This is a genomic window from Mangrovicella endophytica (genome assembly GCF_002893625.1).
GTDB lineage: Bacteria > Pseudomonadota > Alphaproteobacteria > Rhizobiales > Rhizobiaceae > Mangrovicella > Mangrovicella endophytica.
Genome location: NZ_PKMZ01000001.1, coordinates 1,057,562 through 1,075,124, shown reverse-complemented (window position 1 = coordinate 1,075,124; position 17,563 = coordinate 1,057,562). Strand labels below are relative to the sequence as shown.

Genomic DNA, 17,563 nt, shown 5'->3' with positions numbered 1-17,563 from the left:
GAAATCGTACTGTTCTTCAGCGTGAGCTGGGGCCCGAAACAGCCTCTGCTACCGCGTTGCTACGTATCGCTTTCAGCCAGTCGGCTTTACCGCCCGGTGGATCGCCGCGTCAACCGTTCCGGTAGCGTCCCGCTCGCATGCCCGGCATGACACGGCATGCGAGGCCGCAGCTCACGGCAATTGTCGAGTTCGACGCCTTCCGGTGCGCTCCCCGGGGGGGGCACCCGCCGCTACTGCCTTCGAGCGCCTCGACAAAGGCGTCATTCAGCGCCGGCCTATCCAGGCGCTGTCATGATGATGCGCATGGCGAGGCCGGGCTGCCGGTCTTCAGCCACGATCCTGGCGCCGTGGAGCTCGACGATCGACGCAACGAGGCTGAGCCCCAGACCGTGGCCGGGCGTTCCGCGGCTCCGATCCAGCCTGTAGAGCCGCCGAAAGACCTTGTCGCGTTCATCGGCGGGAATGCCGGGGCCGTTGTCGGCGACTTCCGCGATGACGGCGCCTTCTTCTGTCGATATGGACAGCTCGATATGTCCCGGCGGCGGAACATGCGTCACGGCATTCTCGATCAGGTTTGCGAGTGCCTGCACCAGGAGATCCGCATCCCCGAAAACATGGATGTCGGTCGCGATCGACGCCGAGAAGCTGTGGCCGGCATCGATGACGACATCCTCATAGGCATCTGCCAGGCGCCCGCCCAGTGCGGAGAGGTTGACGTCCTGGAAGCGGGCGCGCCTCGCTCCCGAGTCAAGCTGAGCGATGCGCAGGAGCGCGTCGAAGGTGGCGATGATCGCATCCACTTCCGCAATCGCACCCTGCAGCACTTCCTCGAACTCAGCCCCGACGTGACGCTTGCCGGCGCGCTCCAGACTCTGCCGCAACCGCGACAAGGGGGTGCGCAGATCATGGGCGATATCCGTCGAAACCTGCCGAAGACTATCAACCAGAGTCTCGATACGATCGAGCATCACGTTGATGTCGCTCGCCAAACGGTCGAGCTCATTGCCCTTGCCGACGACAGGGAGCCTGAGATCCAGACGTCCCTGAACGATGGCGTTGGTTGTCGAGGCGATGGCGTCGACCTGCCGGGTCGGACCGAGCCCGACGACGTAGCCGCCGGCAAGGGCCAGAACGAGGGTGACGACGCAGCCGGAAAGAAGTGCCGTGAGGAGAACGTCTTCGAACTCCTCCGCGATGTCGGAGCGCCGAGCCGACAGAACGCGGTACCCTCCAAGCGTTTCGCCCAGCACGTAGAGATCGGCGCCATGTGGCGATGCGACCCCTCGCCCGCCCTCGGACGGGAACGGGATGACAGCCTCGCCTGATCGCCAGGCCTCGGCCGGCAAGTTGCCTCCGATGTGCCGACCCTGCGGGTCCAGCAGCAGGAAGAAGCGGTCGGGCGGCGCGCTGTCGGTGTGCTCCCTCACTTCGTCGCGGAGCCCGGCAGCACCTTCATCGGCGTAGGACCGCCGGAAGATGCTCATGTCGCCCGTCGTGGAGCCGAACATCACCCGGTCGAGGCGGCTGGTGGTCGCCAGATAGGTGAAGGCGAGCGTCACCAGCGAGGAGACGGCGAACAGCAGGCCGTAGGCGATCGCCAGCCGGAACGACGTGGTACGGAAGCGGCTACGGTACGACATCGAGAATATAGCCCGATCCGCGGATGGTGCGGATCATGTCGGCATCGAAGGGGCGATCGACCTTGGCCCGCAGCCGGCTCACATGCGTTTCCACCACGTTGGTCTTCGGGTCGAAGTGGAACTCCCAGACCCGCTCCAGGAGCATGGTTCGGGTGAGGACCCGGCCACGGTTGCGCATCATGTATTCGAGCAGCCGGAACTCCCGCGGTTGCAGCTCAATGATTCGGCCGCCGCGCTGGACCGTGCGTGCGATCAGGTTCATCTCGAGGTCGCCGACGCGCAGGATGGTCTCCTCCCGGCGCTCCGGGGTCGCCCGACGCGTCAGCGCGTTGATGCGGGCCAGCAGCTCGGAGAAGGCAAACGGCTTGAGCAGGTAATCGTCCGCGCCGGCTTCGAGCCCCTCGACGCGGTCGTCGATCCCACTGACGGCCGTCAGAAAGATCGCCGGCAGGCTGCGGCCGGCCGCGCGGAGCGCTCGCAGCAGCGACAGTCCATCCAGCCCGGGAAGCATCCGGTCAACGATCGCGACGTCGTAAGCCCGCGTCAGACCGAGTTCCAATCCGAAGGTGCCGGTCGCGACATGGTCAACCTCGTGGCCCTCCTCCCGCAGTCCCGCGCCGATATAGCCGGCCGTCGCATCGTCATCTTCGATCAGGAGGATCTTCAAGCACCCTCTCCTGCACTGGCGGCAGAGCGCCGCAAGGGGGAGAGGCGCGATGATTCCCAAATATACCAAACCGTATAGTTCCGGCGACGTGGCGACGAGGATGCACCGCTAAGCTGCACCAAGCTCACGCCGTTCGCTTGCAGGCCCAGCATTGATGCGCATGAAACGCCCTACCCTCGAGACCGTCCCGGTCATCATCCTTGTCTCGTTGTACGTCATCATCGTGCTTAACCGTACGTTCTGGCGGAAGGGCGCCGTCTATCTAGACGGTCACGAATATCAGCTGGCTGCGCTCGGCACCGCGCTTTTCCTCCTGATGACGGCGGCTCTGGTCAGCTTGTCTGTGAAGTTCGTGGTCAAGCCGCTCCTGATCTTCGTTATCCTCGTCTCGGCGGTTGCATCCTATTTCGTCGACAGCTTCGGGATCATGATCGACCGGGAGATGATCGCCAATGTCGCCCTCACCACCTCGACCGAAGCGGGTCAACTGCTGACCTCCCGGTTCCTTCTTCATCTTGTGGCTTATGGCCTCCTGCCGTCCGCGCTCCTGCTGATGGTGAAGATCGAGCATCGCACCTGGTGGGCCAAGTTCAGGCAGAACAGCCTCGTGGTCTTTCCGAGCCTGCTTGTCTCGCTCGCTCTGACGCTGCTCTGCTACCCCGCCTTTTCCTCCACCTTCCGCAACCATGGCGATCTGCTGGGCACCTTCAATCCGGCAGCTCCCCTCGTCGCGACGGTCAAATACGTCAAGCGCCAGATGGCGGAGCGCGACATCGTCGCCAAGCCTCTCGGCACGGACGCGCATCCGGGCGAACGAGCCACGGCGTCGCGTCGGCCGATGGTGACGGTCGTCGTCATCGGCGAGACGGCCCGAGCCTTGAATTTCGGGCTGAACGGCTACAGCCGCGACACCACGCCCGAACTTCGGACACGCGGCGTCACCTCGTTCCGGAACGTCTCGAGCTGTGGAACCTCGACGGCCGTGTCGGTCCCTTGCATGTTCTCGAACCTGACGCGTGCCGGCTATTCCTCCAGCAGCGCCCGGTCGAGCGAGAACGTCACCGACGTGCTGCAGCGTGGTGGCGCCAAGGTCAGCTGGTTCGACAACGATACCGGCTCGATGGGGGTCGCGGCGCGGGTCCCCTATGAATTCCTGCCTGACAGCTACGATCCGCGCTTCTGCCGCGGCGGCGAATGCCTTGACGACATCCTCGTTGATCGACTGCGGGGCGAGCTGACCCGGACGCGTGGCGACACGGTGATCGTTCTGCACCAGCTCGGAAGCCACGGGCCCTCCTACTACCGCCGCTATCCCGATGGCTTTCGCACGTTCCGTCCGGATTGCCGCACGGCCGAATTCGCCGACTGCAAGCGGGAGGAGATCGTCAATGCCTATGACAACACGATCCTCTACACCGACCATGTCCTTGCCGAGATCGTCGATCTCCTGAACAGCCGGCCGGACCTCGCAAGCTCGATGCTCTATGTGTCCGACCACGGCGAGTCGCTTGGCGAAAACGGCATCTACCTGCACGCCATGCCGTATTTCATGGCGCCGTCCACGCAGACTCATGTGCCCATGATCGCGTGGTTCTCCGGCGCCTACAAAGAGGCGTCGGGCCTTGATGGCGACTGCGTCACCCAGCTGCGCGACCAGCCGCTGTCACACGACAATCTCTTCCACACGCTGCTGGGGCTGGCCGACGTCGCCACGCAGGTCTACGACGCCAAGCTCGATGCCTTTGCCGCCTGCCGCAGCCGGCCGGGCGAGAAGCATCTCGCCTTCTCCATGAAAGGTGCGTCGCGATGAGAAGCGCGGCACCCTGTCGCGCCCCGATCGCCAAGAAGACGGGCTTTTCGCATCTCGTCAGCGCGGCGGGCTATTCCGCAGCAGGCCTGCACTACCTCTTCAGGGAAGCGGCCTTCCGGCAGGAAATCCTGCTGGGTGGAGCGCTGCTGGCGATGTTTGCCGTGCTGGGCGTGCCAGCCGACGCCTATATCTGGCAGTCGATCATGCTGCTCCTGCTCGCAGCCGCGGAGGCGGTCAACACTGCCATCGAACTGATCGTCGACCGCCTGTCGCCCGACTGGTCCGCCTTTGCCAAGCACGCGAAGGATCTGGGATCCTTCGCCGTCGCCTGCCTCATCCTGGCAAATCTCGCCCATGCGGCGCTGGTCGTTGCCCATTCCGACCTGGCGGTGCTGCTGCGATGATCGGGCGCAACGACATCGATCGCCAGGGATCGATCGAGATGCCGGCGTCCTGCCGCGAGGCACGGCACGCCGGCGGGTCGGGCGAGCCTGGCAAGGGCGAGGATACGAGCCACGCATACGGGGCAGCGGATGATCGGCTGACGCTGATCGTGATGGCAGGACTCGTTCTCGCCAGTGTCGCCTTCTCGCTGACGGTCGCCTTCATCACCACGCGGTGACGCCCCGGCGGTCTCGTCGCCGGGCCATCTCTCGCGCCGACGCGTCGGCCACTGCGAAGAGCCCTGACGTGCCGCTCACGCGCTGGTTCAGGCCGAAGCCTCACCCGGCACTGCGCAGACGGTCGAGCGGGTCAAGAAGCGGCGCTCGCGGCCGTTGTCGAGCGAGAACATGCCGCCGCGCCCCGGCACGACGTCGAGGATGAGGTCGGTGTGCTTCCAGACCTCGTATTGCGCCCCGCCGATATAGACCGGCGTGTCGCCGCCGATATGGCCGAGCAGCACGTCGCCTTCCCCGATCCGGAATTCGTCACGCGGATAGCACATCGGCGACGAGCCGTCGCAGCAGCCGCCGGACTGATGGAACAGCACCGGTCCATGATCGGCGATGATCTCGGCGAGGAAATCAACGGCCTCCGGCGTTGCGGTTACCTTGTTCATCGTCTGCCTCCATCGATGCCGAGGGCGGCGCCTGCAACGAGGCCGGCGCCGCCTTCCATGTCGGTGGCGTCCGGCTCTCAGAAGAAGCCGAGCGCCTTCGGCGAGTAGCTGACCAGCATGTTCTTGGTCTGCTGATAGTGGTCGAGCATCATCTTGTGCGTCTCACGCCCGATGCCGGACTGCTTGTAGCCGCCGAACGCCGCATGGGCGGGATAGGCGTGGTAGCAGTTCGTCCAGACGCGTCCGGCCTGGATGGCACGGCCGAAGCGGTAGGCGCGCGTGCCGTTGCGCGTCCAGACGCCGGCGCCGAGACCGTAGAGCGTGTCGTTGGCGATGGAGAGCGCCTCCGCGTCGTCCTTGAACTTGGCGACCGAAACCACCGGACCGAAGATCTCCTCCTGGAAGACCCGCATGCGGTTGTGGCCGGCGAAGATGGTCGGCTCGATATAGAAGCCGCCGCTGAGTTCGCCGCCGAGATCGGCCCGCTTGCCGCCGGTCAGGACGTCGGCGCCTTCTTGGCGGCCGATGTCGAGATAGGAGAGGATCTTCTCCATCTGCTCGTTGGAGGCCTGCGCGCCGATCATCGTGGTGGGATCGAGCGGGTGACCCTGCTTGATCGCCTTCACGCGGGCGACGGCGCGTTCCATGAAGCGGTCGTAGATCGACTCATGGACGAGCGCGCGGCTCGGGCAGGTGCAGACTTCGCCCTGGTTGAGGGCGAACATGGCAAAGCCCTCCAGAGCCTTGTCGAAGAAGTCGTCATCCTCGTCCATGACGTCGGCGAAGAAGATGTTCGGCGACTTGCCGCCGAGCTCCAGCGTCACCGGGATGAGGTTCTCCGACGCATACTGCATGATCAGGCGGCCGGTGGTGGTCTCGCCGGTGAAGGCGATCTTGGCGATGCGCTTGGACTGCGCCAGCGGCTTGCCCGCCTCGAGGCCGAAGCCATTGACGATGTTGAGGACGCCCTCGGGCAGGATGTCGGCGATGAGTTCGGCAAACACCATGATGGACAATGGTGTCTGTTCGGCCGGCTTCAGCACCACGCAGTTGCCAGCCGCAAGCGCCGGGGCGAGCTTCCACACCGCCATCAGCAGCGGGAAGTTCCACGGAATGATCTGGCCGACGACGCCGAGCGGCTCGTGGAAGTGATAGGCGACCGTATCCTCGTCGATCTCGGAGATCGCGCCTTCCTGGGCACGGACACAGCCGGCGAAGTAGCGGAAATGGTCGATCGCGAGCGGCAGGTCCGCATGCGTCGTCTCCCGGATCGGCTTGCCGTTGTCGAGCGTCTCGACCATGGCAAGGAGATCGAGGTTCTCCTCCAGCTTGTCGGCGATACGGTTGAGAAGCCTGGCGCGCTCGGCAGCCGAGGTCTTGCCCCACTTCTCCTTCGCCTTGTGAGCGGCGTCGAGCGCGAGGTCGATATCGGCAGCGGAGGAACGAGCGACGCTGCAGAGCGTCTGCCCGGTCACCGGGCTCGGATTGTCGAAGTAGCGCCCGTCCGTCGGCGCGACCCACTTGCCGCCGATGAAGTTGTCGTAGCGCTCGCGGATCAGGACCTTCTTGGAGACCTGTTCGATAGCTTGCTGATACATGTGATTCCTCCCCGTGGTGGTGACTCGGCACGCGGCGCCGACCGGCGGCAGCTCTCCCAGGCTGCCGAGTAACGCTTGCTAAGGCGGATTCAACCTGCGCCTGTCCGCTTCATCCGTCAACGCTGCGCGCCTTAGACGAAGGTACTGCTGCCGGACGCATAGGGGTTGCCGGATTTCCGTCCCGATGGACCCGGCGGCCGGAGGGCTTCGGCGACCCTGAGCGGATGGGTCACGGGCGCCCATGTCGCGGATTTTATCAATCGCGCATCGGCCGATCTTGCCAGGACTCGACGAGGCAGCCATATTGAGCGCGTCGATAAGCGGCCGGAGTTTTGGGCCTCTCGCTGATTCAGCGGCTCGTTCAAAGGTTTTCCTCCAATCTGTCGATTCCATACGCGGTTGCGGTTGAAGCCGGACCGGTCGATCTCCATGCCTCGTGAAAGGGTCTCCCATGGCTACGGGAACCGTGAAATGGTTCAATTCTCAGAAGGGCTTCGGCTTCATCGCTCCCGATGATGGCGGCGCCGACGCGTTCGTCCACATCAGCGCCGTCGAGCGCTCGGGCCTCACCGGCCTGACGGATGGTCAGAAGGTCTCCTACGAGCTGGTCGCCGACCGTCGTAGCGGCAAGATGGCTGCGGCCAACCTGCGCCCGATCGGCTGAGGACCAGCCTTGGCGCCGGGCCGGCTCCGGCGCCTTGATGCAAATATTGCAGTCGAAGCATCTTGCTTTGAGTGGCCCTGCTCCTCTAGGAGGATGCGGGGCCTTCTGCTCTTTACCGGCGGGTGGGACCGATTCTTCGATGAACCGGATGCCGCACCCGCTCATAAAGCGCATGTGAGACCTCAAGCTTCGACACCGATGATCGCATGATGCGGTTCGGTGGCGGCGCCAGCACAGACCCGGCAGGCGGGCCTCTTCGGTCCGGCTGCTTTTCGACGTTCACTCATTCAGCAAGCCGGGCGCCCTGGCGGCGGCTTAGACAGGAGACATCATGCAGGTTCTCGTCCGCGACAACAATGTCGACCAGGCTCTCCGCGTCCTGAAGAAGAAGCTTCAGCGCGAGGGCGTGTTCCGCGAGATGAAGGCGCGTCAGGCCTACGAGAAGCCGTCGGAGCGTCGCGTGCGCGAGAAGCAGGAAGCCGTCCGCCGCGCCAAGAAGCTCGCCCGCAAGCAGGCTCAGCGCGAAGGCCTGATCGCCGGCCCGAAGCCGAAGCCGCAGCGCGGCGCTCGCGGCGCCCGTCCGGGTGCTGGCGCTGGTGCCGGTGCAGGCGCCCCGGCTGCGATCTAAGCAGCCATTCTACCCAAGAAGACGTGGCGGGTCGGCACCTGGCCGACTCGCTTCCGGCGGACGCAGCGTTGTCTGCCTGAGGCTTAAGGGCGCCGAGGCCGCCCTGCCCTCACAGGAAGCCGTTGCTCCCGTCTGGCAGCGCTGACCCGGTCGAGTTCAGCGCAGCGGCACCAGAACCAGCAGCGCAATCCAGATCACCTTGCTTGCCATATGGAGCGATTGATCGGCTGCAAAGCTGGTGACGCCGCGCGTCTTCAATTCGTCGATGATCATGTGGGCGAGCGTCTCGGCGATCCCGAGCACGGTCGATCCGGTAATGAGCCCAACGGCGCCGCCATGGATCGCGGAATGGCCGAAGAGGTGCCACAGGCGCAGCGGCCCCTGCACCTTGGCGCTGGCTAGAAATGTTCCCTGCAGGGGATAGTCGCAAACGAAGTGCCCGCTGATCATCAGCAGGAGGATCGGCACAGCCGATTCCCACATTGGCGCTTCTCCCTTACAGAAGATCCTTGCCGCCGAGCCTCTAAGGCTCGCGACGAACTCTAACGCGAACCTGAAGGCCGCAAGTCACCGACAGTCGCGACTTTACGGCTTCGGAGTCAAGGCCGCCCACCGCGCGACGCCCCGTCCACTCCCGCTTCCCGCAGCTTCTTCGGAGCCTGGAGACGCGATCATACCGTTCGCGCCACGCTGGCCGGCGCACCGCTGCCGGCAAAGCTGACGGTCCCGCGTCCGCGCCGCTTCGCCTCGTAGAGCGCTCCATCGGCTGCCGCGAGCAGAGCGGCGGGATCGAGTCCATTGCGAGGGGCGACCGCTATTCCGACGCTGACACCGACATGGATCTCATGACCGTCCACGTCGAAGGGTTCATGCATGCCGCGGACGATCCGACGCGCCGTCATCTCGGCTTCGCTGTCGTTCCCCTCCAGTGTCTGCAGCACGACAAACTCATCGCCCCCCAGCCTTGCCACGATATCATTCCGCCGGATCAGCGCCTGAAGCCGCACGCCGACCTCCCGGAGCAGAAGGTCGCCGACATGGTGGCCGAAACGGTCGTTGGCCTCCTTGAAGTGATCGAGGTCGAGGAAGAGCAGCGAAACCCGGCGGTCGCCGCTGAGGCCGGCGATCGCCTCCTCCAGCCTTTCCTCGAGCAACAAACGATTGGGCAGACCGGTAAGAAGGTCAGACCGTGCCAGATCCGCAAAGCGGAGCCGGGTGCGGATATGCTCCTCGGTGATGCGGCGGGTATGCGCGACCGTTCCGAGGCTGCCGCCGAGCATCAAGAGGATCAGCGCGCCGAGCGGCAACGTTGCCGCGTCCGGGTGAAGACCCATCGTCAGGAGAAAGGGCGCGGCTGCAATGAGGAGGCTGGCGTAGCACATCCACGGCCGGACCGAGATGCGCGCGACGAGGCCCGCACCATAGGAAAACAGCACGCCCGTCGCCAGGAGGTGGCTCAGCGGGACGTCCGACGGAAGCGCATGCACGCCAAAGAGGCCGATCAGGGATGCGATGCTGAAGTTGCCAGCCGCGTAGATCCGCTCCCAGGCCTGCATCGACAGGGCATGGCGCTGCTGTCGATAGGCGGTGGCCAAGACAACCCGACCGGCGGTGACGAGCGCTGCAAGCGCTGCGATGGCAGCGAAGGTGACATCAAGCTGCTGGTAGGCGAGCAGCGCTGCACTGGTCGCCACGCCGCTGCCGATGATGACAAGGGGAGCGCGTGCAGCGAAGAGAAGCGAAATCAGTTCGTCCCGCACCTGATCGTCGACGGAGGGCGTGGGAAGGCTTCGAGAGGTGTTCGCTGCAGGCGGGCGTCGCATGCAACAGCTTTACGCCGGAAAGGCTAAGGAAATGACGCTCCGATCGACAGCAATGGATCGATGATGCTTGCTTGTTCAATCAACGGTGCGTGATCAGCATCATTTAACACAAGTTTTCATCGGCTTTATTGCTGCTGATCAAAGCCGTTATCATCTAGACGATAGCTGATGACTCGCATGTTGCGTCGCGGCCGCCGCCTTGCTGCTGCCGCCCCGCTTCCATGTGACTGCCGCTACGCTGATAGGCGAACCTTCGATCAGACAAGGCCAAGATCCCGGCAAGCGGCGAAAACGTCGAGTGAGTCGGAGTTCGCGCCCGCGATCTCGCCGACGACGAAGTCGACCCCGCCGTCCATGCGGAGCTGTCCCTCACCGCGGAACAGCCGGAGATTCGTGGAGCTGCCATCCGGCAGTTCCGTATTCACCAGCCCGCAGACGGCCAGTGTTCCCTTGTCTGTAATCCCCGATTTGAACCGATGGAAGCGCACGGTATCCGGCTCCTCATAGGCCGCACGCACACCGGCCTCGACGCCCCGCCGCTCCATCGGCGTCAGCGGACGTGGCGCGACCGGGCGAAGGGGCTCGGGCTTGCGCGAGCGCGGCAACCGAAGCTTTGACAGGTCAATACGCGGCTGCAGCTTGCTGAAGTCGACACGCGGCAGCGTCGGCCTCTTGAAGGACGACGTGCAGCTGGCCAGCGCCACCGTAACAGCCAGAGCGGCCACCAATCGCTTGGTCATCTGTCTTCCTCCCGATCCTCACTCGCCCGCGGCACGCCTCGCGACTAGACCTCGAGCACGGTCGCGCCGATCGTGCGCCGTCCCTCAAGCGCGCGATGCGCCTCGGCGGCGTCGGACAGCTTGAAGCGCTGGCCGATCAGAGGTTTGACCGCACCGGACGAGACGACGTCGAAGAGAGCATCAGCGGAGGCGAGGAGATCCTCACGCGTGACGTTATAGCTGAATAGCGTCGGGCGGGTCGCAAATAGCGAGCCCTTCTGGCTGAGGATCGAGACGTCCATCGGCGGCAGCTTGCCGGAGGACTGGCCGAAGCTCGCCCACAGGCCACGCCTGCGCAGGCAGTCGAGGCTCGCGGGAAAAGTGTCCTTGCCGACGGAATCATAGACGACGTCGCAGCCGCGTCCCTCGGTGATCTCACGTACCCGCGCGACGAAATCCTCGTTGGAGTAGTCGATGACGTGGTCGTAGCCATGCCGGCGCGCCAGCTCGCACTTCTCCGGCGAGCCGGCCGTACCGATCACCGTGGCGCCAAGATGCTTGGCCCACTGCCCGGCCAGGAGGCCGACGCCGCCGGCGGCGGCATGGAACAGGAGAACCGTTTCAGGGCCGACCGGAAAGGTGCGGCGTAGCAGGTACTCCGCCGTCATCCCCTTCAGCATGATGGATGCGGCGGTCGCATCGTCGATCGCGTCAGGCACAGGAACGGCAATCGCGGCATCGATCACGATCGCCTCGGCATAGGTGCCGCTGGCGCCGCAATAGGCGACACGATCGCCGGCCGCGATGTCGCTGACGCCTTCGCCGACGGCCTCGACCACGCCTGCGCCTTCACCGCCGGGCACATAGGGAAACTTCGGCGCAGCGTAGACGCCGGTGCGGAAATAGACGTCGATGAAGTTGAGCCCGACGGCGGTCTGGCGGACGAGGATCTGGCCCGGACCCGGCCGGCCTGGATCGCGATCCTCCCAGCGCAGAACCTCCGGGCCGCCGGTTTCGTGAACGACGATCGCCTTGGTCATCTCACGCGTCCTCTTCTTCCGTTGTCCTGATCGACCTCGTCAGACCGCTTGTCCGTCCGCCCCGCGGCCGCGCACCTTGTCGACCAGCTGGATCACCGCACCGATCAGAAGGAGGTAGAGCCCGGACAGGAGGATGCCGGTCTTGATCCAGAGCGGCGCGTGGAAGCCGTAGAACAGCGCGACGATGCCGAGCACCGACCAGACCGCAAAGACGGCGAGGTTCAGTGGCCGCAGCCGCTCGACCCGGACCGGATGCAGGAACTTGATCGGCAGGAAGGTGGCGCCGGCGCAGAGCGCCACGAAGACGAAGGCGAAGGTCGCGTTCGGCTCGATGGCGAAGAAGGTGAAGATCACCATGTTCCAGCAAACAGGGAAGCCGCGGAAGAAGTTGTCCTTCGTCTTCATCCGCGTGTCGGCGTAGTAGATGGCGCTGGAGATGACGATCAAGGCAGCGGCCACGAAGGACCAGGGCTTGCCGATGAAGTCGGAGAGGTACAGCGCCACCGCCGGGATCACGACGAAGGTCGTGTAATCGATGATGGAATCGAGAAGGTCGCCCGACCAGTTCGGCAGAACGCGCTTGATCTCGATGCGCCGGGCGATCGGCCCGTCGATTCCGTCCACCAGAAGCGCGACGCCGAGCCAGGCGAACATCGCGACCCAGCGCTCCTCGGCCGCAGCGATCAGCGACATGAAGGCCCAGAAGGCACCGCTCGCCGTCAACAGATGCACGGCGAAGGCTCGCCACTCCTCAAGTTTCGTTACCGGCTGAACCATCACGTTCCGATATGTCGCATGCAGCGGCTGCTGCAGTGCAGCCAATCATTGCCAATGGGTGTATCGGTCGTATCTGCGGAATCCAAGTGAAAGGATAGGCGCGTCGGCACTTCACCCGGAATTGCCGGCTGCCAGCGTTCAGAGAGTGACGACATGACGAGGATGAAGAGAGACGTGGCCGTCGTCGGCGGCGGCCTGGCGGGCTATGCAGCGGCTATCGGCCTCGCCGATGCCGGCTTCGATACGGTGCTGGTGGCGCCGCGTTCGGAGCGGGCGGATGGACGCACGACTGCGCTTCTCGGCCGCTCGGTGGCTCTCCTTGCCGATCTCGGCGTGCTCGACGTCCTCAAGGACAAGGGCGAGCCGATGGAGGTGATGCGCCTCGTCGACGATACCCGCCGCTTGTTCAAGGCACCGACTGTCGAGTTCGCGGCCGCCGAGGTCGATCTTCTCGCCTTCGGCTACAACATCACCAACGAGGATCTCCTCGAGGGCCTGCGTGCGCGTGCGGCATCGCTCGCCGATCGGCTGGAGATCATCGATGCCGCGGCCACGGCCGTTTCGTTCGAGGCCGAGCGCGTCACCGTGACACTCGATAACGGCGACAGCTACAGCGCGGCGCTGGCCGTGGCAGCAGACGGGCGCCATTCGATGATACGCGACGCAGCGGGGATCGCGGTGCGGCGCTGGGCCTACCCACAGGCCGCCGTCGTGATGAACATCGCGCATACGCTGCCGCACGGCCGTATCTCGACGGAATTCCATCGGCGGCCGGGACCGCTGGCGCAGGTGCCGCTGCCGGGCATGCGATCCGGCATCGTCTTCGTGGAGGAGCCGCAGCTTGCCGAGCGCTATGCGGCCATGCCGCGGGAGCGCCTCGCCCGCATCGTCGAGGACGCCATGCATTCGCTCGTCGGTGCAGTCGAGATCGACGGGCCGGTGCAGCGCTATCCGCTGTCGGGCGCGACCGCGACGCGCTTTGCCGGCGATCGTGTCGCACTGGTCGGCGAGACGGCGCACATCTTTCCGCCGATCGGCGCGCAGGGCTTCAACCTCAGCCTCAGGGATGTCGAGAGCCTCATCCGCGCCGTCTCCGACAGCCGCGACGATCCGGGCTCGCGAAGCGTCCTCGCCCGCTATGAAGCGGCGCGGCGCGGCGACGTCGTCTCGCGCACGGCGGGCGTCCACGTCCTCAACCGCTCGCTGCTGGCTGACTTCCTTCCCGTGCAGGTCGGGCGCACGCTCGGCCTTTCCGCGCTCGCCGCGATTGCGCCGCTGCGGCGCTTTGCCGTGCGCGAGGGTCTGTCGCCCGGTGCCGGGCTCCTCGGCCTGCCGCGCTCAGTGCGCGAACGGATCGGCTGGGAGCATGCCTGACGAAAGAAGATAGAGAATCGTGGTGACGGTCGCGACGGAGACGACCGTCGTCACGAGAACCGCAGCAGACGCACGCTCCACCCAGACCTGGTACTGCTGCGCAATGACGAAGACGTTGGTCGCCGTTGGCAGGCTCGCCAGCAGCACGGCGGCCTTGATCCAGAGCGGATCGACGCCACCGATGAGACCGAGCGCCAACCAGACCGCCAGCGGGTGCAGCACGAGCTTGAGCGGCACGATGGTGGACAGCTCGATGGGGACACGCCGCAGCGGGCGCAGCGCCAGGGTCACGCCCATTGCAAACAGGGCGCAGGGCGCCGCCGCGGCGGCCAGCAAAGCCAGAAGCCGGTCAGCCGGCTCCGGCAAACGCAATCCAACGATCGCCGCGCCGATCCCGACGATGGTTGCCAGGATGAAGGGATGGGTGAACACCTTCACGGCGACGCCCTTCGCCAGCGCTCCCAAGCCGTCGCTGCGCCCGCCGGCCAGCGCCATCATCAGCGGCGCCATGACGAAGTGCAGCGTGTTGTCGAAGCAGAAGACGAGCGCAACCGGCACAGCGGCCTTCGGGCCGAGTGCGACCAGCGCAAGACCCGGCCCCATATAGCCGATGTTGCCATAGGCTCCAGCGAGACCCTGGATCGTCGCGGCCGGCAGTCCGGCGCGGCGCAGCAGAGCGATCGCAAGCCCGGCAGCGAAAACGGCGAAGGTCGCCGCGGTCGTCCCGATGACGAAGCTTCCGCTGGCGAGTTCCTCCACCGGCGTCTTCGACAGGAGCTGGAAGAACAGCGCCGGCAGAGAGACGTAGACGATGAAGAGGTTCATCCAGGCCAAGCCGTCGATCGGCAGCTTGGCGACGCGTCCCGCCAGGAAGCCGAGCGCGATCAAGGCGAAAAAGGGCGAGATCAGCCCGACGATGGCAATCATGAACTTCTATCCGGCGCGAGGCGGAACTCTCGCTCCCGCCGCGGGCCACAAATGGAAACGGCGGCCACCAGGCCGCCGTCCGATCTCGTTGAGAAGAGCTCGCTCGCCTTATTGAGCGGGCTTCGCCTCGGAAGCCGCCTTGGCGGCGTTCTGCGCGTCCTCGAACTTCTGGCGGCGTGCATCCGCCTGCTTCTTCAGCGCGTCGTTCAGCTCCTGCTGACGCTGCGCCAGCTCCGGCTGGGCCTTCGGCGGACCGTCATAGGACTTGGAGAAGCCGGTCAGGGTGATCTTGATCGGATTCGGCTGACGCTGGAAGTTGATCGAGGTGACGAAGAGGTCGTTGCCCTTCTTCATCGATGCGATCATCGCGTCGGACAAGGTCGCCTCGGCGATGCAGCGATCCGGGAAGCAGACGGAGTAGTTCAGCGTCGTCGGCGCATTGCCGTCGATCTTCATCTGGACGCCGGCGGGGATGACGCGGCCGGTCGGAACGACCGCCTGGAGAACCTTCTGGTTCACCTTGCCCTTCACGTCGATGAGGTTCACCGCCGTGATCAGCTGACGGGTGTCGGCGATCAGCGTGTACTGCGTGTTGCAGATGGTGTTCTCGCCCTGCGTGGAGCAGACCTTGAACCACTCGGCCGGCAGCGCCTGCGGCGCGGCACCCGCCGGCTTCTGCGGCGCCTGCTGAGCCGCGGCGGCACCCGCGAGGGCGAGGACGGTGGCGCCGGCGAGCGTGGCAAGCGCCTTGCGATGGTTCATGAACAAACGGAGCGTCACGGGCTCGACATCCTCTCGGGCAATTCGCGGGGTCAGGAATTTGCGGCTTCCTTAACGGGGTTCGACCTCTTTCGCAAATGCGGCCGTTTGAAGGCCCGGCCCCCCGTGCTGTAAGGGTTTACGGACGGTAGGCAAGGCGACGAAATGCCGGTAGGACTGGCGCGTCCACTTCTCCGGAGATTTGTCCGACATGCAGCATCGACCGGGTGCGACCGGCTGGATTCGTGCTCTCGCCGGGCTTGGCTTCGCTTTCGCGGCGACGTCCTTTCTGAGCAGCGCTTCCGCGGCGCCAATGCATGGCATCGCGATGCAGGGCGAACCGGCCCTGCCGGCGGATTTCGACCACCTGCCCTACGCCAATCCGGACGCGCCGCAGGGCGGGACGATGCGCTACGGCGTCTTCGGCACCTTCGACAATCTCAATCCGGTGATCGTGAAGGGTGCGCTGACGACGGCACGCGGCATCTGGTTCGACAAGGAGTTCGGCAATCTCGTCTTCGAGCCGTTGATGACGCGCTCGGCCGACGAGCCCTTCACCATGTACGGGCTCCTGGCGGAGAGCGTGGAGACGGATGCCGACCGCAGCTTCGTCGAGTTCACGCTGAACCCGAAGGCCCGCTTCTCGGACGGCAAGCCGGTGCGGCCGGAGGACGTGCTGTTCACCGTGCGGATGATGCGCGAATACGGCCGGCCCTTCTATGCCAACTGGCTGCGGCCGGCGGTGAAGATCGAGAAGGTTGGTGAGCATGGCGTCCGCTTCACCTTCGACAAGACGGCGACGCGGGAGACGCCGCTCCTCATCTCGGGCCTCCCGGTGCTGCCGGAGCATGCTTTCGACGAGAAGACCTTCGATCGCACGACGCTGGAGCCGGTGATCGGCTCCGGACCCTACCGTGTCGCCAAAGTCGAGCCGGGCCAGCGCATCACCTACGAGAAGAACCCCGAATACTGGGCCAAGGACCTGCCGGTCCGCAAAGGCATCAACAATTACGACCGCATCATCGTCGAGTATTTCCGCGATGCGAACGCGCAGTTCGAAGCCTTCAAGAAGGGGCTATTCTACGCTTATGCGGATGCCGACCCGAACCATTGGCGCACGGCCTACGATTTTCCCGCCGTCGCGCGCGGCGACGTGATCCGCGAAAGTTTCCAGACCGGCGCGCCGAAGAACATGCTCGCCTTCATCTTCAATACGCGCCGGCCGGTGTTCCAGGATCCGGGCGTGCGGCGCGCGCTGGCGATGCTGTTCGACTTCGAATGGGCGAACAAGAACCTCTATTATGGCGCCTACCAGCGCACCGCGAGCTTCTTCCAGGGGTCGGCGCTCTCGGCGATCGGCAAGCCGGCCGATGCCCGCGAGCAGGCCATCCTGAAGGCGGCGGGAGCCACGGTCGACAAGGACGTTCTCGATGGCAGCTACCGGCCGCCGGAGACGAATGGCAGTGGCAGCGACCGTACCGTTTTGAAGGAGGCTGTTGATCGTCTGCGGGCGCTTGGCTACCGGTTCGAGGCGGGCCGCCTCGTCAACAAGGACGGCAAGCCGCTCACCTTCGAAGTGATCGTCCAGTCGATGGCGCAGCAGAAGATCGCGCTGGCTTACAAGCGCACGCTCGACCGCGTCGGCATCGGGATGAATATCCGTCTCGTCGACGATGCGCAGTATCAGTCTCGCAAGCAGACCTTCGACTACGACATGCTGCTGCAGACCTATACGGCCTCGCTGTCGCCGGGGACCGAACAGACCAACCGCTTCGGCTCGGCCTCGCGCGATGCTGCGGGATCGTTCAACTATGCGGGCGTCGCCGATCCGGCCGTCGACGCGCTGATCGAGACGATCACCAGCGCCCGCACGCCTGAGGATTTTGAAGCGGCGGCCCGGGCCTATGACCGCGTCCTGATCTCAGGCCACTATGTGGTGCCGCTGTTCCACATTCCGGAGTTGTGGCTGGCACGCTGGAGCTTCATCAAGCATCCCGAGACGACGCCGCTCTACGGGTACCAGTTCGAGACGTTTTGGCGCGAGCCCGCTTCGGCCAACTGACGGGCGCGGCCGCGT

Annotated in this window: 18 protein-coding genes; 7 read left to right on the top strand and 11 right to left on the bottom strand. The window is 65.1% G+C overall.

The window, feature by feature from the left end; genetic code table 11:
- Nucleotides 1-275 precede the first annotated feature (275 nt).
- Nucleotides 276-1,640 (bottom strand): sensor histidine kinase, encoded by a 1,365-nt coding sequence (locus C0R46_RS04915; RefSeq protein ID WP_102958414.1) that lies wholly within the window; start codon nt 1,638-1,640, stop codon nt 276-278.
- Nucleotides 1,627-2,307 carry a winged helix-turn-helix domain-containing protein gene (locus C0R46_RS04910; protein ID WP_102958413.1) on the bottom strand — a complete coding sequence of 227 codons (681 nt, stop codon included), beginning with the start codon at nt 2,305-2,307 and terminating at the stop codon, nt 1,627-1,629. Before C0R46_RS04910 ends, C0R46_RS04915 begins: the two co-directional genes overlap by 14 nt.
- Before the next feature lie 160 nt (nt 2,308-2,467).
- Between C0R46_RS04910 and C0R46_RS04905 the strand changes: the two genes are divergently transcribed.
- From C0R46_RS04905 to C0R46_RS04895, 3 genes are read left to right on the top strand one after another with little or no spacing between them, the layout of a single operon-like run.
- The gene (locus C0R46_RS04905) at nt 2,468-4,117 is read left to right on the top strand and encodes a phosphoethanolamine transferase (protein ID WP_102958412.1); all 1,650 of its coding nucleotides are present in this window, start codon (nt 2,468-2,470) and stop codon (nt 4,115-4,117) included.
- Entirely contained in the window at nt 4,114-4,521 is a 408-nt protein-coding gene (locus C0R46_RS04900; RefSeq protein WP_102958411.1) for a diacylglycerol kinase, read from the top strand. The genes C0R46_RS04905 and C0R46_RS04900 overlap by 4 nt, the downstream gene beginning before the upstream one ends.
- Nucleotides 4,518-4,739, top strand: a complete 222-nt coding sequence (locus tag C0R46_RS04895) for a hypothetical protein (protein WP_102958410.1) — start codon at nt 4,518-4,520, stop codon at nt 4,737-4,739. The genes C0R46_RS04900 and C0R46_RS04895 overlap by 4 nt, the downstream gene beginning before the upstream one ends.
- Nucleotides 4,740-4,826: 87 nt before the next feature.
- Here the strand turns inward: C0R46_RS04895 and C0R46_RS04890 are convergent, their stop codons facing one another.
- Nucleotides 4,827-5,177: a DUF779 domain-containing protein gene (locus tag C0R46_RS04890; protein ID WP_102958409.1), complete on the bottom strand. Its 351-nt coding sequence runs from the start codon at nt 5,175-5,177 to the stop codon at nt 4,827-4,829.
- A 77-nt stretch (nt 5,178-5,254) separates the two neighbouring features.
- On the bottom strand, nt 5,255-6,775 hold the full coding sequence (gene adh, locus C0R46_RS04885) for an aldehyde dehydrogenase (RefSeq protein WP_102958408.1): 1,521 nt from the start codon (nt 6,773-6,775) through the stop codon (nt 5,255-5,257).
- Between the two features lie 451 nt (nt 6,776-7,226).
- On the opposite strand from adh, the gene C0R46_RS04880 reads away from it, so the two are divergent.
- On the top strand, nt 7,227-7,439 hold the full coding sequence (locus C0R46_RS04880) for a cold-shock protein (RefSeq protein WP_102958407.1): 213 nt from the start codon (nt 7,227-7,229) through the stop codon (nt 7,437-7,439).
- A 331-nt stretch (nt 7,440-7,770) separates the two neighbouring features.
- Nucleotides 7,771-8,067, top strand: a complete 297-nt coding sequence (rpsU, locus tag C0R46_RS04875; protein WP_102958406.1) for a 30S ribosomal protein S21 — start codon at nt 7,771-7,773, stop codon at nt 8,065-8,067.
- A 156-nt stretch (nt 8,068-8,223) separates the two neighbouring features.
- Here the strand turns inward: rpsU and C0R46_RS04870 are convergent, their stop codons facing one another.
- The 5 genes from C0R46_RS04870 to pcsA all read right to left on the bottom strand — a co-directional run bounded on the left by C0R46_RS04870 (nt 8,224) and on the right by pcsA (nt 12,426).
- A complete protein-coding gene (locus C0R46_RS04870) occupies nt 8,224-8,550 on the bottom strand; it encodes a DUF3307 domain-containing protein (protein ID WP_102958405.1) in 327 nt (108 codons plus the stop codon).
- Between the two features lie 188 nt (nt 8,551-8,738).
- On the bottom strand, nt 8,739-9,827 hold the full coding sequence (locus tag C0R46_RS04865) for a sensor domain-containing diguanylate cyclase (RefSeq protein ID WP_157944559.1): 1,089 nt from the start codon (nt 9,825-9,827) through the stop codon (nt 8,739-8,741).
- A 320-nt stretch (nt 9,828-10,147) separates the two neighbouring features.
- Nucleotides 10,148-10,630: a hypothetical protein gene (locus tag C0R46_RS04860; RefSeq protein WP_102958403.1), complete on the bottom strand. Its 483-nt coding sequence runs from the start codon at nt 10,628-10,630 to the stop codon at nt 10,148-10,150.
- Between the two features lie 44 nt (nt 10,631-10,674).
- On the bottom strand, nt 10,675-11,649 hold the full coding sequence (locus C0R46_RS04855; RefSeq protein WP_102958402.1) for a quinone oxidoreductase family protein: 975 nt from the start codon (nt 11,647-11,649) through the stop codon (nt 10,675-10,677).
- A gap of 39 nt (nt 11,650-11,688) precedes the next feature.
- Nucleotides 11,689-12,426, bottom strand: a complete 738-nt coding sequence (pcsA, locus tag C0R46_RS04850; RefSeq protein WP_102958617.1) for a phosphatidylcholine synthase — start codon at nt 12,424-12,426, stop codon at nt 11,689-11,691.
- Between the two features lie 153 nt (nt 12,427-12,579).
- Here pcsA and C0R46_RS04845 point away from each other — a divergent pair, with 153 nt between their 5' ends.
- On the top strand, nt 12,580-13,800 hold the full coding sequence (locus C0R46_RS04845; protein WP_245413404.1) for a UbiH/UbiF family hydroxylase: 1,221 nt from the start codon (nt 12,580-12,582) through the stop codon (nt 13,798-13,800).
- Here the strand turns inward: C0R46_RS04845 and C0R46_RS04840 are convergent.
- Nucleotides 13,765-14,727: an AEC family transporter gene (locus C0R46_RS04840; protein ID WP_102958400.1), complete on the bottom strand. Its 963-nt coding sequence runs from the start codon at nt 14,725-14,727 to the stop codon at nt 13,765-13,767. The genes C0R46_RS04845 and C0R46_RS04840 overlap by 36 nt on opposite strands.
- 108 nt (nt 14,728-14,835) lie before the next feature.
- On the bottom strand, nt 14,836-15,489 hold the full coding sequence (locus tag C0R46_RS04835; RefSeq protein WP_102958616.1) for an invasion associated locus B family protein: 654 nt from the start codon (nt 15,487-15,489) through the stop codon (nt 14,836-14,838).
- Nucleotides 15,490-15,697: 208 nt separating this feature from the next.
- Here C0R46_RS04835 and C0R46_RS04830 point away from each other — a divergent pair, with 208 nt between their 5' ends.
- Nucleotides 15,698-17,548 (top strand): extracellular solute-binding protein, encoded by a 1,851-nt coding sequence (locus tag C0R46_RS04830; protein WP_425349849.1) that lies wholly within the window; start codon nt 15,698-15,700, stop codon nt 17,546-17,548.
- Nucleotides 17,549-17,563 lie beyond the last annotated feature (15 nt).

What these genes read in the sequence shown, in the direction of transcription:
- pcsA (WP_102958617.1), bottom strand. Translation starts at nt 12,426, where the DNA reads ATGGTTCAGCCGGTAACGAAACTTGAGGAGTGGCGAGCCTTCGCCGTG.
- C0R46_RS04870 (WP_102958405.1), bottom strand. Translation starts at nt 8,550, where the DNA reads ATGTGGGAATCGGCTGTGCCGATCCTCCTGCTGATGATCAGCGGGCAC.
- C0R46_RS04880 (WP_102958407.1), top strand. Translation starts at nt 7,227, where the DNA reads ATGGCTACGGGAACCGTGAAATGGTTCAATTCTCAGAAGGGCTTCGGC.
- C0R46_RS04840 (WP_102958400.1), bottom strand. Translation starts at nt 14,727, where the DNA reads ATGATTGCCATCGTCGGGCTGATCTCGCCCTTTTTCGCCTTGATCGCG.
- adh (WP_102958408.1), bottom strand. Translation starts at nt 6,775, where the DNA reads ATGTATCAGCAAGCTATCGAACAGGTCTCCAAGAAGGTCCTGATCCGC.
- C0R46_RS04855 (WP_102958402.1), bottom strand. Translation starts at nt 11,649, where the DNA reads ATGACCAAGGCGATCGTCGTTCACGAAACCGGCGGCCCGGAGGTTCTG.
- rpsU (WP_102958406.1), top strand. Translation starts at nt 7,771, where the DNA reads ATGCAGGTTCTCGTCCGCGACAACAATGTCGACCAGGCTCTCCGCGTC.
- C0R46_RS04900 (WP_102958411.1), top strand. Translation starts at nt 4,114, where the DNA reads ATGAGAAGCGCGGCACCCTGTCGCGCCCCGATCGCCAAGAAGACGGGC.
- C0R46_RS04860 (WP_102958403.1), bottom strand. Translation starts at nt 10,630, where the DNA reads ATGACCAAGCGATTGGTGGCCGCTCTGGCTGTTACGGTGGCGCTGGCC.
- C0R46_RS04890 (WP_102958409.1), bottom strand. Translation starts at nt 5,177, where the DNA reads ATGAACAAGGTAACCGCAACGCCGGAGGCCGTTGATTTCCTCGCCGAG.
- C0R46_RS04915 (WP_102958414.1), bottom strand. Translation starts at nt 1,640, where the DNA reads ATGTCGTACCGTAGCCGCTTCCGTACCACGTCGTTCCGGCTGGCGATC.
- C0R46_RS04905 (WP_102958412.1), top strand. Translation starts at nt 2,468, where the DNA reads ATGAAACGCCCTACCCTCGAGACCGTCCCGGTCATCATCCTTGTCTCG.
- C0R46_RS04895 (WP_102958410.1), top strand. Translation starts at nt 4,518, where the DNA reads ATGATCGGGCGCAACGACATCGATCGCCAGGGATCGATCGAGATGCCG.
- C0R46_RS04830 (WP_425349849.1), top strand. Translation starts at nt 15,698, where the DNA reads ATGCAGCATCGACCGGGTGCGACCGGCTGGATTCGTGCTCTCGCCGGG.
- C0R46_RS04835 (WP_102958616.1), bottom strand. Translation starts at nt 15,489, where the DNA reads ATGAACCATCGCAAGGCGCTTGCCACGCTCGCCGGCGCCACCGTCCTC.
- C0R46_RS04845 (WP_245413404.1), top strand. Translation starts at nt 12,580, where the DNA reads ATGACGAGGATGAAGAGAGACGTGGCCGTCGTCGGCGGCGGCCTGGCG.